The sequence below is a fragment of the Pectobacterium wasabiae CFBP 3304 genome (assembly GCF_001742185.1).
GTDB lineage: Bacteria > Pseudomonadota > Gammaproteobacteria > Enterobacterales > Enterobacteriaceae > Pectobacterium > Pectobacterium wasabiae.
Genome location: NZ_CP015750.1, coordinates 714,934 through 732,396, shown reverse-complemented (window position 1 = coordinate 732,396; position 17,463 = coordinate 714,934). Strand labels below are relative to the sequence as shown.

Below are 17,463 nucleotides of genomic sequence, written 5' to 3'. Positions count from 1 at the left end.
GGTTTAGGAAGGTTATCGTGCGTGTTGCGGTAACCTTTGCTTTTCTTCACTTGGCTGGATGGGTTACGGTTTATTTGCCGTGCCCTTCCGTAGAAGAAAAGATGGCTGCCCGTAGTATTACTTATTAACAAAAAAACCAAATCAACGTGTTTGTTTTTTAAACATGCCTCTGTAGGATTTGACGAAAAAACAGGCTCAGACGTTTATCCAAATTCTCTGTTTTGTTCGTTGTCTGCGCCGTGCATTATTTCTCTACCTCTTCGCTATCTCGATTGTTGTTTTCACAGGTGATGCATTCACCTGCTTTTGAACATACATAAAGAAGGATGCGAATATGAGATCCATCAAACGCCTGCCAATGCCCCCAACCCGAGGTGTTCTCGGGCATGTTGATTACTTAAAACGTAGTGACATCCACTTACAGATGCTGCGGTGGAAAGCGCAGTACGGCCGCTTTTACCGATTAAGGCTGGGGCTGACGTCAGCGGTAGTGATTGCCGATACTGAATGGATTCGCACCATCATGAAATCCCGTCCCGACGAGTTTCGGCGCATCAGCAGTATTGAGTCTGTTTTTCAGGAAGCCGGGCTGAACGGCGTTTTCTCATCTGAAGGGGAACGGTGGGAGAACCAGCGTAAACTGACGGAACCGATGTTTCAGCCCGCCCATCTGAAGTATTTTTATCCCAGTCTCAGGAAGGTCACTTCTCGGTTATCCGAGCGTTTTACGATGCTGGCTGAAGCCGGAGAGACAATCGCGCTGGTGGATGAATTTAAGCGCTATACGGTTGATATCACTTCATTACTGGCTTTTGGTGAAGACGTGAATACCCTCGAACAGGGGGAAAACTCGCTATCACAAAGCTTACGCCACTTATTTCCCATCATTAATGAGCGCTGCGAGTCCCCCATACCCGTATGGCGCTACATCAGGAGGGCGCGAGATAAGCAGTTCGATGTCAGCTTGAGTCTGATTCGTGAGTACCTTGATGGATTCATTTATCGTCAGCGGCAGCGCATCCAGCTAAATCCGCAGTTAATGGACGCGCCTGAAAATATGCTGCAAGTGATGCTTGCCGAGCAAAGAAACAATGGGGCGCTGAAAGACGAAGATATTATGGCGAATGCGATTACGCTGCTTATTGCAGGGGAGGACACGACGGCGAATACGCTTACCTGGATGAGTTTTTTACTTTGCTCGGCCCCTTCGGCAGAAGAGTGCATTTTTCAGGAGTGCAAAGAGGCTGCTGATGGTGCAGGGGCGATCCTTCCGTGGCCGTTGCCGCGTATGCCCTGGCTCACCGCCGTGATGTATGAATCGATGCGGCTGAAGCCCGTCGCACCGTTGCTGTACCTTGAGCCAACTAAGGACACCGTCATTGATGATTTCCTGATCAAAAAAGGCACACCTCTGCTGCTAATGCTGAATGCGAGCGGGTTTGATGACGAGCTATTTCAGCAGCCCTATGATTTTATGCCTGAGCGGTGGCTTGAGCGCGGAAAGGCGGCTTTTTCCGATCTCCAGCCCTTTGGCGGTGGGCCGCGTATGTGCCCGGGGCGGTCGCTGGCATTAATGGAGATTAAACTGGGGTTTCACGCGCTGTGTAGCGGGTTTCGCGTAGAAGCTCAGCAGCCTGCATCGGCGGTCACCGAGAGTTTTGCCTTTACGATGACACCATCAGGTTTTCGCGTGAAGCTACACAAGCGCGAACAGACGCAATAAAAAAGCGTGATGGCGTGTGTCAGTGGAAGGCCGATAAGGGCAGGAAAGCTTGTTACTGAACGACATAGCCTAGCAATAATACCGACTCGTGAGAGTCGGTATTATTGCCTGAAAAGGCCTTGGCCGTTACGCTAATTTCATCAGACTGTAGTAGGGTACAGCGTGGTGATCGTCACGAAGGTGCCACTGTGTGGCTATTATTTCCCTGACGATGATGAAATCGTGTGGCTTGTTTGCCACCCTGTTTTATTTACCTAGTTTAGTTTGCTCACCCTTTAAACGATGAAAGAGCAACAAACTGTGGCGTCATCCTAGCAGCCACATCAGGGAAAAAATATCTGCTGGCGCACACTTTTGTACTAAAACAGATTGTACTAAAACTGGTCGAACTAAAATAAGACGCTCTTAAAACAAGGCGATACGAAGATAAGTTCGTGTTAAATACCGTGTTGGCCGTCATTTTTGCGCGTAATTCAGATTTTTCCCTTTTCTGATATTACCATTCATTCCGATTGCGCTGGCGATAGGTGTATTTTTGGTAGGTATAACGGTGCGAGTTGTAGACGGGCCGCCCGCTAAATTTGCGCCACAACCACACCCCCACGACGGCTAAAATTAGCCACGGCAACACCTTTATCGCCATGCTAAACAGGCCACCAATCAGCATAAAAAGGGACGCGACAAACAGTGCCGCAATCACACCCAGTAGTGACACGCCCGTCAACATCAGCATGATAAAAAAGCCAATAACGAAGAAGATTTCCAACATGGTGCGCTCCTATAGCGGTTAAACCGCAGAAAAATGAGTCTGCGTGCTACATAAGCAATTACAAGAATCGTGCCAAGATACGTCGCTGATAAGTAGTTGATTTATCAGCGACGCCAGAAAGAGAAATGAGAACGTATAGGTGGGTAATGCTAACTATTGGTATTTTTTAAACCAGATTAACCAGCGCCAACGCACGTTCTACTACCGCAGCGTCGGCACCGGGCTTGTGGGCGTTTTCGCTCAGGTAGCGTCGCCACTGACGAGCACCGGTGATGCCCTGAAACATACCGAGCATATGGCGCGTGATGTGGCCTAATGATGCACCGCCAGAAAGTTCGCGTTCGATGTAGGGATACATGGCCCGCACTACGTCAGCCAGATCCGGAGCAACGGCATCAATACCAAACAGTTCACGGTCAACCTGTGCCAGAATGCCGGGATTTTGGTAAGCCTCACGCCCCATCATCACACCGTCCAGATGCTGTAAATGCGTTTTGGCTTCTTCCAGCGTTTTGACGCCGCCGTTGATAGCGAGGGTGAGCGCTGGGAAATCACGCTTGAGCTGATAAACGCGCGGATAATCCAGTGGTGGAATTTCCCGATTCTCTTTCGGACTCAGGCCCGATAGCCAGGCTTTGCGCGCGTGGATGACGAAGGTATCGCACTCGCCGCGCCCAGCAACGGTTTGGATAAACTCGCACAAGAATTCATAGCTGTCTTGATCGTCAATGCCGATGCGGGTTTTCACCGTAATCGGGATTGAGGTGCTGTCTTTCATCGCTTTGATGCAGTCCGCTACCAGCGCCGCTTCGCCCATCAGGCAGGCGCCGAAACGCCCATTTTGTACACGGTCGGACGGGCAGCCGACGTTCAGGTTCACTTCATCATAGCCGCGCTGTTCCGCCAGTTTGGCGCATTGTGCCAACGCCGTAGGATCGCTGCCGCCGAGTTGCAGCGCCAGTGGATGCTCTTCTTCGCTATAGGCCAGGTAGTCGCCTTTGCCGTGAAGAATCGCACCTGTCGTCACCATTTCGGTATACAGCAGCGTCTGACCAGTTAGTTGGCGAAGGAAGTAACGGCAATGGCGATCGGTCCAGTCGAGCATCGGCGCGATGGAGAAGCGGTTAAGATGAGAGGCGCGGGAATCGGCTGATACTGCGTTGTTTTTACCTGATTTTACGTCGGTCATGGTTTGTCAGTCATCGTTTCGTGTGTTTTTGGCTGTGTGATCTGGGGCTAGCTCTGTTGGCGCGGGATTGTAGCACAGGGAATGGGGCGTGGCAGATAGCGATCTGGTTTCACATCGGGGAACCTGTGTCCTGTATGCGCGACAACCTGCGCTCAATAATTGAGTCACGACGCTGTTAACTAAGCGTAAATAAAGGTCACCTAAGCGACCTCATCAGCAGGCTTAAGGTTAGTAATGTAGTACGTTACTGGACGCTATTGTTATGTTTACTAATAAACTCGTCCTGTAACCGTTTGGATTCCTGAAGTTCTTTTTTTGACATGTTTTTTTCAATTTCTTGTGATTTCTTCTCAATCAGTTGAATTAGATTTTTTATTTCTGGTTTTTCAATTAATTCCTGATTTTTTTCACTTCGATTGAATACGGAGAACCAGAAATAAACCTGTAAATCATCCTTCTTAACGCCCATGCCATCAGTATACATTGCTGAAATCATGAGTTGTGCCATTTGCTCATTTTGTTCTGCGGCATCTTTCATGTATTTAAATGCTGTCCTGTAATTTGATGCAGTACCAAACCCCTTTGTATACATAATGCCGAGTTGGAATTGTGCGTCAACATTGCCTTGAGCGGCGGCTTTTTTAAACCATGGGATCGCTTTGGCTGACTCTTGTTCTTCAAAATACATGAAGCCAAGTTCGCATTGTGCATCGGCGTTGCCTTGCTCCGCCGCTTTCATGTACCAGGCTTTTGCCTGCTCGTCATTTTTCTCTACGTCGTTCCCCTCATTGTACCTATAACCCAGTTCCAATTGTGCGCCTGCATTACCCTCATTTGCGAGCTGCTGTATTTCCGCGAGAGGCTTATTCTCAAAATCGTCGGCTGTGGCGTATGCCGTAGACAGCCAAAGTGAGAGTGCAGTGGCAAAAAATAACGAAATAAATTTCATGTGTAATCCTTCACATTTTAATAAAAAAACGCCGATAAGGCGCAACGAATAACAATAACGGCTTATGAGCAATCTGCTATATCTTCGATACCGATGAATCGCGCACGCCGAGGGATATTTTAGCGGGATAACCCGCTAATTTAAAATGATATAGGACGGTATCGAGAACGAAAAGTAAAGGGAGCAGGCTATTGGCCTACTCCCTTGGGGAAGATTGGTCGCTGTGATTATGCGATTGCGTGGTTGACCATCAGTGTGAGCATGTTACGCCACGCTTCTACCTGGCCGAGGTAGTTTGCCGCGGGTATTTGTTGGAAATTCCCGTTGGCATCTTCTAGCGCAAAAGTAGGAAAACCTTGTCCGCGCACTTTTGCCAGAAGTTCCCGGCTGGCGTTGATATGCTGTGACAGTGTTTCTGCTCGAACAAACGCCAACTCCGTGCAGAAGGCATCGCCATCCAGGCCGATTGCTTCTGCACATTGACGCAGCACTGCGGTATCGACGATCTTGAGACCGGAAACGTAGTGTGCTTGCCCAATCTGGTACCGCATTGCCATGCCTTTGTCGTCCATGGCTTCCGCAGCCAGTACAGCAGCCGTCGGCGGCGCGGAATCCAGTACGCGCGCAGCAGCCCTTCGTAATAAGCTGCTCCGAAAGTCTGCCCGGTTAACTGCGCAATACGGCGATCGTGAGGGATGACATAATCGTGCCAATATGGGTGGTTACAACTATGTCATTCGTGACTATTGGGTTGGAACATCAACGGATACCCTTCAACAAATTACGTTAAGCGGTAGCCGTTCGTACACCACGATTAGTGGTGACCAGCAGCGTTTTTCATTTGAATGATGTTGTTTTTACCCGTCAAGCTGACTGATATAAAAATATTATAATCCGTCATTAACGCGATTTTTTACTATGCCTCGACCGTTTCGTCGAGGCTTTTTTGATCAAGACGTCCTGTGGATAAATTAATGCAGCTCAATTTCCCAGTCTTCATAAGGTGGTTCAACGGTAAAACTGGGATCGCAGTATTGCCGTAAATAGTCTGTTGCCCGTTTTTCGGCATATTTGGCGTTCAGTACGTTACCGTCTTCATCCAGCTCTAACACATTGGCGTAGATCGCGAAGACTTGTTCAAATGCGCTGGGCTCTTCACCGTACAGTGAAAGGTAATCGATGCCTTCAAGCGTATTTTGGGTGCCGCTAGCCATGAAATAGGCGAAGGTTCTTAATGCGCTGCTAAAGCTGTGGCTTAATTTCATTGTTAATCAGTCCCGTTATTGACTGCTTTGCGCATTTATAGCGCATCAATCGATGTCAGCCCGCCGTATTCATCAGAGTAAACGTATTTTCCGGCAGTTACGCTGGCAGCATAGCTCTCATGTTGCTTCCCTCTCAACGAGATGATGAATAAACGCGGGAGCGCGCGGATTTATCACGAAGGAAACACTTTAGCGGTTTAAAGGGATGAGATACAAACTGCATTGAGAATAAAAAAGGAAAGGGAGCAGGCTATTGGCCTACTCCCTTGGGGAAGATTGGGCGCTGTGATTATGCCGTTGCGTGGTTGACCATCTGTATGAGCATGCTACGCCACGCGTCTACCTGACCGAGGTAGTTTGCTGCGGGTATTTGCTGGAAATACCCGTTGGCATCTTCTAGCGCAAAAGTAGGAAAACCCTGTCCGCGCACTTTCGCCAGCAGTTCCCGGCTAGCGTTGATATGCTGTGACAGTGTTTCTGCTCGAACAAACGCCAGCTCCGTGCAGAAGGCATCGCCATCCAGGCCGATCGCTTCTGCACATTGACGCAGCACGGCGGTATCGACGATCTTGAGCCCGGAAACGTAGTGTGCTTGCTCAATCTGGTACAGCATCGCCATGCCTTTGTCGCCCATTGCTTCCGCAGCCAGTACCGCAGCCGTCGGCGGCGCGGAATCCAGCACGACGCTGGTATCACGCAGCAGTCCTTCGTAATACGCTTCCCCGAAGGTCTGCCCGGTTAACTGCGCAATACGGCGATCGTGAGGGATGACATAATCGTGCCACTCTGGGGTGATGGTTCGGCTATTGCTGCCTGTCATCATGCCGCCGCCGTGGAGAATCAAATCCAGCCCGTCAATCTCCTGCGCGGTCAGCGCGAGTGGGGCGGCGCCGTAGCACCAGCCGCACAAAGGATCGTAAATGTAATGTAGTCTTACTGCGGCCACTTCATCTCACCTTTCAGAACTTGCGCGCTCAGTTCAAGACCTGATTCTTCTTTCAGCGTCGGGTAGTGTTTTTTCATTGCTGCGATCAGCTCGGCAGAATCTTTACTTTTCGCCAGCTCTTTTTCCACCGTATCCAGATATTGCAGCGTGAACGTCACGTTCTTCAAGGTGTAATCCGTTGGCGCGATGAAATGGCCCGGTACGACGGTGGTCGGCTTCAGCGCTTCAATCGATTTCAGCGTTTCACGCCAGTGAACGCGAGATTCCGGTGTTTGGGTATCGGCAAGCCAGACGTGGATGTTGGCAGATACAGGAATACCACCGACAACAGCTTTCAGCGAGGGGATCCAGACGTAAGTGCGATCCGGCGTTGGCCCTGTCAGTCCTTTCACTTCCAGTTTTTTGCCGTCAACGGTAAAGCTATCGCCTGCCAATGGTTGAGGAACGACGATCTCTTTCGGTGCGTTTTCTTTCAGAACCGGGCCCCAGTGCGCCACTTTACCGTCTTTGCTGGCGTTGATGGCATCGATAGTGGCTTGGGTCGCAATGATTTTAGCGTCTGGGAACGCGGCTTTAATCACATCCAGACCGAAGTAGTAGTCAGGGTCGGAGTGGCTGATATAGACGGTAGTCAGTTTTTTGCCAGTGGCTTTGATGCGATCAACCAGCGTTTGGGCATCGTTACGCTGGAACTGGGCATCAATCAGGGCAACTTCTTTATCGCCGCTGATAATCTCGGAGGAAACCGGGAATACACTCGCTTCGCCTGGATTAAATACGTCGATTTTTAACTCAGCGGCGTTGGCAGCAGAAGCCAGACCTAGAGATGCAGCGAGTAACGATACGGTAAAAGCGATAGATTTAGACATGGTGATACTCCACAGGTATGACAGAAAGTGGGTTCATGTTATGTTGCATTTTTCGTACGAAAAACCGCAAAAATGGCAATTGTTTGTTGCATAAAACGGACTAATTTATGGATCGCATTACGGCTGCTGAAGTGTTTGTCACTATTATAGACCGCGGCAGCATGATCGCCGCGGCAGAGACGCTGGATATGTCCCGAGCGATGGTCACGCGCTATCTGGCTGAGATGGAGACGTGGGCGGGGGCGCGGTTATTGCATCGCACCACGCGTAAGCTGAGCCTGACGGATGCGGGGGAAAAAACGCTGGCGCGCTGCCGGGAGATGCTCGCGTTGACGGCGGACATGCGCGTCGAGGCCGATACTGGCAATGCCATGTTAAGCGGCTTGCTGCGACTCAGTTGTTCGCAGTCGCTGGCGCAGGGGGCGATCGGCATGGCAATAACTACTTTCCTGCGGCACCATCCTCGGGTCGCTATCGATCTGCAAATGAATAATCGGTCAGTGAATCTGGTTGAGGAGCGTATCGATCTGGCGTTGCGTATCACCAACGAACTTGATCCCAATTTGATCGCGCGCCTGCTGGCAGGCTGTGAGTCGGTATTGTGTGCGTCACCGTCTTATCTGAATGAGCATGGTATTCCGCGACAGCTTACCGATCTTTCGGTGCATAACTGCCTGACCTACACCTACTTTGGCAAAAGCCTGTGGCATTTTTCCCGCGATGATGAAAAGTTTACGATTCCCGTCAGCGGAAACCTGAGCGGCAATGAATCGCTTGTGCTGCTGTCCGGTGCGCTGGAAGGGGCGGGGATTGCACTGCAACCGCGCTACTCTGTAACACCTTATCTCGCCAGCGGACAGTTGGTCGCGCTGCTGCCAGAATATCGCCCGCAGGCGATGGGCATTTACGGTATTTACACCTCGCGCCGCCAGATGCCTGCTGCGCTGCGTACTCTGTTAGATTTTCTGGTGGACTGGTTTGCTCACGATGTGCGCTGGCGGACGCTGACCCAGAAAGCGGTGTAGCGAGCTAGGCGCTACTGTTGCAAGATCGGTTACTGTCGCAAGACCTGTTCCAGACGTGCAGGCACGCTTGCGGCGTACTGCTGGAGTTGTTCAATGACGGTATCGACGAGCGCCGACGCCGGGCGGTGCAGCGGGCGGATCAGGCTGACGGTAAAGGGGACATCGATACTGAAAGGCCGCACGACTACGCCGGAGGCCGCATAATCCAAGGCGGTTAACGGGTTAACGATGGATAGCCCGATGCCTGCCCGCACCATCGCACACACCGATGCTGCGCTGTGGGTTTCCAGCACCATCCGGCGAGATACGCCCTGATCCTGAAACAGCTTATCTAGCAACTGGCGATAGCTGTCGGCGCTCGACAGGCTAATAAAAGGCTGATGAGCAAAATCCTGTGGCGTGATCGCCGCTTTTTTCGCCAGTTGATGTCCAGCTGGCAGCACGCACACTTCATTCAATAACATCAGCGTTTGCCGCTCTGTACCGGCTGGCGTGAGGCTGTTTTCCGTTAACCCTAAATCATGGCGCTGCGCGGACAGCCATTCTTCCAGCAGCGGTGATTCCTGCGGAATGATATGCAGATTAAGCAGCGGATAGCGTGCCAGCAGCGGCTTGCAGACGTCAGGCAGTAGCGATTGTGAGAACACGGGCAAGCAGGCAATAGAAAGCTGCGCCTGCTGAAAACGGCGAATATCGCGGGCGGCGTTGACGATCCGCTCTAGCCCATAGTAAGAGCGTTGTACTTCTTCAAATAGCTCTAGCCCCTGCGCGGTGGGATAAAGCCTGCCGCGCAGCCGCTCGAACAGCGTCATCTGAATCAGCTTCTCGAAGCGTGCCAGCTCGCGACTGACGGTCGGCTGCGACGTATTCAGCAGCGCTGCGGCTTCCGTCAGATTCCCGGTCGTCATAACCGCATGGAAAATCTCGATGTGCCGCATCTGTAGTAACCTCTTATTTGCCATGCTACCATCCCTTATAGATTGCTTTCGTGGAGAATAGCACAGTGACCAAGGCATATAGTTACAAGCGAATAAGCTCTTTGAAGCAGGCTGAAGGGCAAGGGTTAGATAGGCAGGAAGATAGCGTCAACAAATGGTTGGCAGCTCACCCAGACGTGGTACTAGACACACGTTTCAGCTTCAGTGATATTGGTAAATCTGCTTTCAAAGGTAGGCATCTTGCTGCTGATGCTGGGTTAGGAATGTTCCTTGATGCTATTGAAAAAGGTCATATTGAAAAAGGTTCTTATTTACTTATAGAAGCCTTTGATAGGTTCGGGCGTGATGATGTTGATGACGCTCGTAACCGTATGGTCACGATTATCAAGGCGGGTGTAAGCATTGTCACATTAATGGATGGCAGAGAGCATAATGAATCCAATCGTGGTGATATTGCTTACATGATTACTTCGCTTCTCCAGATGCACGCAGCTCATGACTACAGCTTAAAGCTGGCTGAACGTGTGGGTAAGGCTAAGAGAGCAAAGCGCATCGCAGCTAAGGAATCATTAACTGTGATGAGCAAACAATGTCCTTCATGGTTGGATATTGTCAAAGATAAATGCGGTAAAGAGACCTTTATACATAACGCAGGAGCTAAAACTGTTCAACTCATCTATGCCATGCGGGAAAAGAATAGCGGGTTACCTGCTATCACTGCGTACCTTAATGAACATATTGAACAGTACCCACCTTTAACAAGGCAGAAGAAGACCAGAGTCTGGAGCCAGACTACTGTAAGGGACATTCTAAGAGCTGTTTCTGTGCTGGGTACACTACCTGAATCCAGACTTAAAGATTCTAATGGTCAGCCTAAATACCCTGCTGTGGCTGGTTACTATGGGCTACCAGTTATAAGCCTTGACCAATGGAATAAGGTTCAATCACTTAATGTTAATGGTGGTGGATACAAAGAACGGAGCTTCCCTCATGGAATTAATCTATTTCGTGGCTTAATTCGTTGTAGCAAGTGTGATGGACTTATGACAATCGAGGGTTGCAGGGCTGGCTATCATGGCTCTATAACATGCCGTAAACTTAGTGGTAAAGGCTGTGATGCACCACGATTACCGATGCGACTCTTTGAGGCTGCAATAGTTAACCGTCTGCTTATTAATATGACAACTGAAGAATATGATAAAACGCTACAGAAGAGCCTTAACACGCTGGTCACAGAGATTTCTGTATTAGGCGATGAGATGAAAGCCCTTCACACTGCAATGCGTTATGCTCGCTCTGAGGTCGTTATAGAGGATATTGTTAGCAGTATTGAGTCAATCACCAGTCTGATTACTGAGAAACAAAAGCAACTGGATTTGTTGAGGCAGCAGTCTACGAGTACAAAAAAACATTTATTTAGAGATTGTAACCTCAAGACCAACGAGGGGCGGATAGAAGCTCGCGGTCTTGTTTTCAGCTACGTTAAAAACATAACCCTTAATACCACTATGAAATCATGTGATGTTATTTTCCATAATGGAAAACGGGTGAATAACTTTAGCCTTGTGGAAGTTATCACAGGTAGTGAGCAGGCTTTACCAATACTTGAAGGTGGTTATTTAGATGGATGGTCTAACCTGATGGAAGATACAGGTACATTGGACTTCAAAGATTTGAATGACTTTAAATCAGAGAGTGAAGCTGTAAAGATTATCTTAGGTAAATAAAGATAAAGAGCGCCCCCCGATTGGGCTAGTGAGTATGATGAATAGCATTTGTGAGTAGATTTGTATAACTGCCTGTTTTTGTTATGTACTTCGATAGCAAAGGCAGTTATATAGAGTTATTTACTTGCGAGTTCTTTTAATTCACGGAACATCATCTGATATATATTTTCATCTTCTACTTGTTCAAGTTCCCTCTTGAGTAGTTCATCATCAGATTGATAGTTTTCCTCTGTTTTATGTGCAATACATATTGCTCTGCCTAAATTTGTCATCACACATAACGTGGCTTCTTCAGCATATTCAGCGAAGAATGAATAATCACCATTGTGCTCTTTAATGTAAGTGCCAACCAGCCAGACTCCCTTTTGCAACCATGCGTATTTATGGTTACTCTGCGGTTTGAAGTCTTCAGGTGCAGATTTAAGATATGCTACATCTACGCCTAATACGGCCATATCGTGCAGTGCTGTGTGGCTGTATCTTATCCTGTCTGGAGTAATATTTCTAAAGTTCATATGTCTTACTCAATGCTAGTGATAAAGTGAGTTTGAAAGTTACACCCATATTTCCCATCGCTGCAAGCTGTGTACTGTAAAGTGAATGCGCCACACAATCACGTAACAATTAATTAATGTTATCGGGCTATATAACCGCCAGTCTTTTAGCTTGACAAAATGTTAAGAAAATGTTAAATTTAACCTATCAGTTGAAGAAAGAATAACTACCACCAACCGTTATCCTCTATCCCGCAAAGATACACCTTCACTATATACCCTCTTATCTACGCCAATAATAATCGCTTGGTGATTACTTACGTCTGTCTGGTACTGGTACTACTGGATTTCATCATTACGATGAGGCCAATCTTCTGTGTTTGCGGCGCAGTCTGGTTGGTAGATGGCTTTTAAGTAATCACCAATCGATTTTTTTCGTCTGTAATAAACCACCGCAAGGAATACCCAATGAACAATCTCAGCGTAAGTAATGGCTCTAGCTCAAGAACACTGTCACCAATGTTTTTTAACAATTGTGGAGTGCTTGGGCGGAATCAAACAGTCACCTTAACTCACCTATCAGGTGCTGACCAAATCGCCCTACAGGGTATAACGCTAAGTGCTATGGCCTTGAAGGAGTCCCTTGCTAAGAAGCGTAAAGCACAGTCTGTAGCGAAGAATCCAGCCCGTAAACCACGCTCAGGCAAGGAAACACCGAATCTTTATATTGACTTATTCAGGCGTCTGAACAGCTACGCCAACATACCATCAGGTGTGGAAGATTTGTTCATGGGTGCAATCAGGCAAAACACCACGGGCAATTGCCATAACGCATACGTGGTTTTCAGTCTAATGAAATCACTGCCCATCATTAGCACTGAGGCTGTTTATGTGATGCTGAATCAACGCCGTGTTGATACCGAAATGGTAGGGGAACGATACGCGCAATCTCTTGCTGATGCTTGCCGTAATGTCATCAAGGTTTTCACATACTACGATGACATTATAGCGAACTATATAAAAGAACTGGAAAATGTGGACTGTCTGGAGTCTGAACAGTTCGACCTTTCAGAAGATGCGAAAGGGTATGAACTGGACAGACTGACAAGAGCGCCTATCACCAAAGAGCAGTTATCACAGAAATTGTTTGAGGCAGGGTTAAGTTTCGATGAGGTACAGCGCTATATCGCAGGTCACATGATTGAGTCCGGTAGCTCACGCTATCGTGTATCAAATGGTGGTCGGGTCACTGTTCACGGTGAGTCATATTATAACGAACTAGATAAAGAGAGACTTGAAAGTATAACTGTCCAGAGTCTGGAATGGTTATCTGACCTGAGCTGTTACGTTGATGTTGAAACTGGTGAAATGGTTGGCTGGTGACTCAATTATAAGTAGGTAAGATATAGAAGGGACTCGTTACAGTTATCTTTTCAGTTGTGTCGAGTGAGCGAGACACTAAGACGCGACGAGCAGGGCAGCGTCAAACAGATTATAGCGAACTAGATAAAGGAGACTTGAAAGAGTGACTTAACAGTATGGGCAGTTAGGCGCAGGGCAATAAAAGCCAAGCCAGATGTTAACAGAACTTTCAAGGGGAGGCTGTTAAGGATTTGGTCACACTAAAAGACTTCGCTATCTTGGATGTGATAGCTCTTTTCCTTGACCAGACACGCTTTACAGTATGCACCGATAACCCGTAAGGGAAGGTGAGATGTTAACAGACACTGTAAAGAATACTGTATAGATAGATATAGTAACCTGTAAAGGTGTTCGCCAAGCCTATCATAACATTTCAAAAGCTGTCATTAGTAAGAAGTGCTAACCACCTCAACCATCTGAATATCAAAAAAATATACTTAATACCCCATACCTTTAGTGACTCAATTAACAGGGTAATTAACAGGGAGTCTATCAACAAAATTTGCTCATTTATCTTAATGATTTCATTTCATGTCATTGATTTTATTTATATTTATTGGTGTTTGTCGGTTCGGTGAAATTAACAGGTTTTTCCTTTTTGCTACACACATCCCCCTTCTCGTTATAAAAAAGTGCCACAGAGCCTCTGTAAGCGATTCTAAGAGATTTTATCTTAAAGATTATGGGGTAATAGACTGACAGTCAAAACTCAACAGAGGGCTGTTTAGGTGCCTTCCTGATGGCGTCCTGAACAGTCTGGTCACAGTTGAGGTAAGGGCTGTTATGGTGACAGTTATGTTTAAGGTTGATTGTCCAGAGTGGAGCGAGTAGGCGAGCGACCATGAGTCATGATGAAATGACGAAGAACGTTTTAGTTTGGACAGTGACCTTTAAGGGTGGGGCTTTCTTCGCTTATCAGCCCATCAGTCCTCGCCTGCTCGGACTTACTGAACAGAAGGGCTGTAGATAGTTTGAATCGGTCTGTTTTAGGTATACCTCAACAGATACTGGTTTAGTGAACTGAATAACCCCTCTAAATGATTTATTGAACCAGTCAAAACAGACTGATATAATTAAACCACTCTAAACAGACTATCACGGTTCATTATCATGACTTCACGTGTTTATGCTTACCTCAGGGCTTCCACTACTCAGCAAGATGCAACGCGCGCCAAAGGTCAGTTGGATGAGTTCGCTACAGCCAACGGTATGACTATTTCAAGCTACTTTACAGAGAATGAGTCGGGGGCGTCTTTACAGCGTCCTGAATTGTTCAGGCTGCTTGAGATTGCACAGCATGGGGATGTTCTCTTAGTGGAGCAGGTTGATAGACTGTCACGCCTGAGCGGTGAAGACTGGAACAAGTTGAGGTCACTGATTAATGATAAAGGCGTTAGAGTGGTCGCCTTAGACCTGCCAACAAGCCACCAGCTTATAAAATCAGGTGATGAGTTTACTAACCGTATGCTAGAAGCGTTAAACGGGATGATGCTCGATATGTTGGCAGCAATCGCCCGTAAAGACTACACAGACAGGAAGAGAAGACAGACACAGGGCATCGTAAAGGCCAAGTCAGAGGGTAAATTTAAAGGCCGCCCAGAGGATACGCAGCGTAACGAGAGGATAGCAAAGCTGCTACAAGCTGGTATGTCCTACAGTGATATTATGGACACGGTGGAGTGCTCCAGAGCCACGATTGCGAAGGTAAGTAAGACCATTTAGGGTGATAACTCAACAGCATCTCTCTAAAACGCGCTGTAAGCTATTATAAGGGGTTTTACCTTGACGACTACAGGGTTGGTGGATTAATCATTAAAACTCAACAGAGAGCTGTTTAGGTGCCTTTGTGGGGTGTTTCATTGAATGATGCAGGGCTAAACAACCAACTCTCAATCTTACACCTGAAAAGCAGTATCGATACAGTTCACTGCACCCATCAATATATGTAAGTCATTGAGATATTTTAAAATTTTGCACAGAAAGGGTAATCACAGCTACCGACCACCAAGCGCATAGACATAGTCGCTCTAGAAACTACCCAGATACCCAGAAGATATTTTTAACTTTAATATCAATGTGTTGGGTGAATTACTATTCACATTTTTATGAAAAAAATAAAGAGGCACTATACCTATCTGGTTAGAAATACCTTGACATTATGTTAATAAATTGTTATCATTTTGTTATTGAAATACCTCTCCGCTGTAATCACTCCCTTCCTGTAAATATGAGATTTCCAATGAAGCTCCTTCCACAACACACCCTCGACTATATCAAACACACTTTTCAGCTATCAGATGATAAGCAAACCCTGCTTTGGCTCAATCCACCACCAGCCAGTTGCTACAGTGCAGTTTCAGGCCAACCTGTAAGGCTCTATAAGCAGCGTAAGGCATCTGGAGACTATGCGTATATCAAAGTAAGGAACCCCTACGGTGATAATCCAAAAGCAGAATTCTACCAGCCTCTATCACGTGTTAGACACTATCTGGCGTCTGGTGAGCAGGCTATGAAGAAGATATCTAATCGGTGAGGTAAAAGATAATGGCACACCATGACCTACGAGATTCACTCAACTTTAAAGACCATCGTGATAACTGGGGCTATCTTGGTGAATCGGCTGGGATAGCCTCTAACATGCCCAAATACCTACGAGCCTTATCAACCTGTAAGTTCGTTGACCGTGACCCGAAACCCGCATCATATCAATCAGTGAGAATAACGCCATTTGTTAATTTTTAATTTAACAATTATGCAACATTTCATTGACAAATGTTAAGAAATATGCGACACTTTAATAGTGAGGAAAGCATTGTAAGTTACTTGCCATTGCTAAGGTGGATTCTACCAGATGAAGCCTTCTTCTCTTCTCATTCCCCCACAGAGCTTAAAGAGAAAGTCACGTTCAGTCTTTCACCTGATTGGTCACTGAATGCAGAGGGCTATCTGACCAAATAGCAAAAGAGTACCTCTGCCTTTCTCTTTACGTTCTCTCCAGAGCCATAGTTTATTAAACGCCACGGTTTAGTTCTATGGCTATTTTTTTATCGATGGAAAAGCTTATATGATTATTTCTATTCTGACATGCGCTGTCACTGCATCCCTAATTTTTATCCTCACACGTAAGTAAATAAATCTACAGTACAAGGTAACTCACAATGCAATACATCTCAATTAATGAACTTGGTCAGCTCGACTTTACTTTTGAAACAATGACTATCCCTCAGGTAGTAACAGTTCTGAAGTTCCCAGAGTTAATAATGGAAGAAATGCGTGAACTCTTTATTCAACGTGGTTATCCAGCGAATGACTACATTATCACGTCAGTAATTAAAGACATTCAGCACGGTCTCAAACAAGAGTTATCGAATCTTCTGCAAAGTGGGGTGAGCGAATAATGATGAACGCATTCGTATCGAACCACACAAGAATCGGTGACAACCACCAGCGTATTAATCAAGGCATGATGAGTCTGGAATGTGATACCGAAGCTAACGATAAATCACAACGTGACGCTGATGTGTTAAATGCAATGCTCGCTGAACAATCAAAGCAGGATGAGTTAGAGCGTGATTATTCCTTCCAGCAGCTTGCACCAACTGAACAGAGACTTCAGATTGAACGTGATAGCCTGCCTGTACTGAAGCGTGCCATTGAGCAAAAAGAGGCAGCAAAAGAAGCACTTGATGTGGCTCGGTCACAGGTTGATATTGAAGCGGCGCGCCATACCATCGATTTCGCAAGACGCCACCCTTCAATTCAGCGTGTTTACTGCATCAACTCTCACGTAAAGCAATCGTACCTTGAGCAAGGTAAGTTCAATGTTGAGGGATATCACATTGGTGGCTTCGAGCAAGGAGCCGCTAACGATGGTAAAGCTGAAACAGTTCTCCTGTTCCCTGATGGTATCAGTTCCATCGCTGACTTCGCAAAGTTAGACGACAGCGTAGCCTATGGGAAGCAGAAGGCACTTGAAGCGGTAACACTGGCTGAGGGTCGTTTTAAACAGTCACAGGTTCAACTGGCATCGGTTAAAAAAGATATTAAGGCCAAGCTTGAGAGTATTATTACTCTTGAGCAGCTTTTAAAATAAAATAATCGGATAGGGCATCTGGTGGGTTAATTCTCATTAGGTGCCTTTTCTATT

At 47.0% G+C, this 17,463-nt stretch carries 16 protein-coding genes; 7 read left to right on the top strand and 9 right to left on the bottom strand.

Going from position 1 to position 17,463, the window contains the following annotated elements; all coding sequences use genetic code 11:
* The first annotated feature begins 334 nt into the window (after nucleotides 1-334).
* A complete protein-coding gene (locus A7983_RS03310) occupies nucleotides 335-1,723 on the top strand; it encodes a cytochrome P450 (protein WP_005974938.1) in 1,389 nt (462 codons plus the stop codon).
* 496 nt (nucleotides 1,724-2,219) lie between these two features.
* Here the strand turns inward: A7983_RS03310 and pspG are convergent, their stop codons facing one another.
* The 7 genes from pspG to A7983_RS03275 all read right to left on the bottom strand — a co-directional run bounded on the left by pspG (nucleotide 2,220) and on the right by A7983_RS03275 (nucleotide 7,710).
* Nucleotides 2,220-2,492, bottom strand: coding sequence for an envelope stress response protein PspG (pspG, locus tag A7983_RS03305; RefSeq protein ID WP_005974935.1), 273 nt, complete (start codon nucleotides 2,490-2,492; stop codon nucleotides 2,220-2,222).
* Nucleotides 2,493-2,658: 166 nt separating this feature from the next.
* Nucleotides 2,659-3,681, bottom strand: a complete 1,023-nt coding sequence (gene dusA / locus A7983_RS03300) for a tRNA dihydrouridine(20/20a) synthase DusA (protein ID WP_005974932.1) — start codon at nucleotides 3,679-3,681, stop codon at nucleotides 2,659-2,661.
* Between the two features lie 244 nt (nucleotides 3,682-3,925).
* Nucleotides 3,926-4,630, bottom strand: coding sequence for a tetratricopeptide repeat protein (locus A7983_RS03295; protein ID WP_005974929.1), 705 nt, complete (start codon nucleotides 4,628-4,630; stop codon nucleotides 3,926-3,928).
* A gap of 227 nt (nucleotides 4,631-4,857) precedes the next feature.
* The gene (locus A7983_RS03290) at nucleotides 4,858-5,187 is read right to left on the bottom strand and encodes a hypothetical protein (RefSeq protein ID WP_005974927.1); all 330 of its coding nucleotides are present in this window, start codon (nucleotides 5,185-5,187) and stop codon (nucleotides 4,858-4,860) included.
* A 414-nt stretch (nucleotides 5,188-5,601) separates the two neighbouring features.
* Nucleotides 5,602-5,895 (bottom strand): DUF7677 family protein, encoded by a 294-nt coding sequence (locus tag A7983_RS03285; RefSeq protein WP_005974924.1) that lies wholly within the window; start codon nucleotides 5,893-5,895, stop codon nucleotides 5,602-5,604.
* A 289-nt stretch (nucleotides 5,896-6,184) separates the two neighbouring features.
* Nucleotides 6,185-6,841 carry a DsbA family protein gene (locus tag A7983_RS03280; RefSeq protein WP_005974921.1) on the bottom strand — a complete coding sequence of 219 codons (657 nt, stop codon included), beginning with the start codon at nucleotides 6,839-6,841 and terminating at the stop codon, nucleotides 6,185-6,187.
* Entirely contained in the window at nucleotides 6,829-7,710 is an 882-nt protein-coding gene (locus tag A7983_RS03275) for an MBL fold metallo-hydrolase (RefSeq protein ID WP_005974918.1), read from the bottom strand. Before A7983_RS03275 ends, A7983_RS03280 begins: the two co-directional genes overlap by 13 nt.
* Nucleotides 7,711-7,817: 107 nt before the next feature.
* Here A7983_RS03275 and A7983_RS03270 point away from each other — a divergent pair, with 107 nt between their 5' ends.
* Nucleotides 7,818-8,735: a LysR family transcriptional regulator gene (locus tag A7983_RS03270; RefSeq protein ID WP_005974916.1), complete on the top strand. Its 918-nt coding sequence runs from the start codon at nucleotides 7,818-7,820 to the stop codon at nucleotides 8,733-8,735.
* A 29-nt stretch (nucleotides 8,736-8,764) separates the two neighbouring features.
* Here A7983_RS03270 and A7983_RS03265 read toward each other — a convergent pair whose 3' ends face one another.
* A complete protein-coding gene (locus A7983_RS03265) occupies nucleotides 8,765-9,697 on the bottom strand; it encodes a LysR family transcriptional regulator (protein WP_039478319.1) in 933 nt (310 codons plus the stop codon).
* 41 nt (nucleotides 9,698-9,738) lie between these two features.
* Here A7983_RS03265 and A7983_RS03260 point away from each other — a divergent pair, with 41 nt between their 5' ends.
* Nucleotides 9,739-11,400, top strand: coding sequence for a recombinase family protein (locus A7983_RS03260; RefSeq protein ID WP_005974910.1), 1,662 nt, complete (start codon nucleotides 9,739-9,741; stop codon nucleotides 11,398-11,400).
* Between the two features lie 116 nt (nucleotides 11,401-11,516).
* Here A7983_RS03260 and A7983_RS03255 read toward each other — a convergent pair whose 3' ends face one another.
* Nucleotides 11,517-11,915, bottom strand: a complete 399-nt coding sequence (locus A7983_RS03255) for a hypothetical protein (RefSeq protein ID WP_005974908.1) — start codon at nucleotides 11,913-11,915, stop codon at nucleotides 11,517-11,519.
* Nucleotides 11,916-12,362: 447 nt separating this feature from the next.
* Between A7983_RS03255 and A7983_RS03250 the strand changes: the two genes are divergently transcribed.
* The 4 genes from A7983_RS03250 (at nucleotide 12,363) to A7983_RS03230 (ending at nucleotide 17,409) form a co-directional block, all read left to right on the top strand.
* Nucleotides 12,363-13,277: a hypothetical protein gene (locus A7983_RS03250; RefSeq protein ID WP_005974906.1), complete on the top strand. Its 915-nt coding sequence runs from the start codon at nucleotides 12,363-12,365 to the stop codon at nucleotides 13,275-13,277.
* A gap of 1,149 nt (nucleotides 13,278-14,426) precedes the next feature.
* Nucleotides 14,427-15,038, top strand: a complete 612-nt coding sequence (locus A7983_RS03245) for a recombinase family protein (protein WP_005974903.1) — start codon at nucleotides 14,427-14,429, stop codon at nucleotides 15,036-15,038.
* Nucleotides 15,039-16,474: 1,436 nt separating this feature from the next.
* Entirely contained in the window at nucleotides 16,475-16,714 is a 240-nt protein-coding gene (locus A7983_RS03235) for a hypothetical protein (protein ID WP_005974894.1), read from the top strand.
* Nucleotides 16,714-17,409: a hypothetical protein gene (locus tag A7983_RS03230; RefSeq protein ID WP_005974892.1), complete on the top strand. Its 696-nt coding sequence runs from the start codon at nucleotides 16,714-16,716 to the stop codon at nucleotides 17,407-17,409. The genes A7983_RS03235 and A7983_RS03230 overlap by 1 nt, the downstream gene beginning before the upstream one ends.
* The last annotated feature ends 54 nt before the right edge of the window (nucleotides 17,410-17,463 follow it).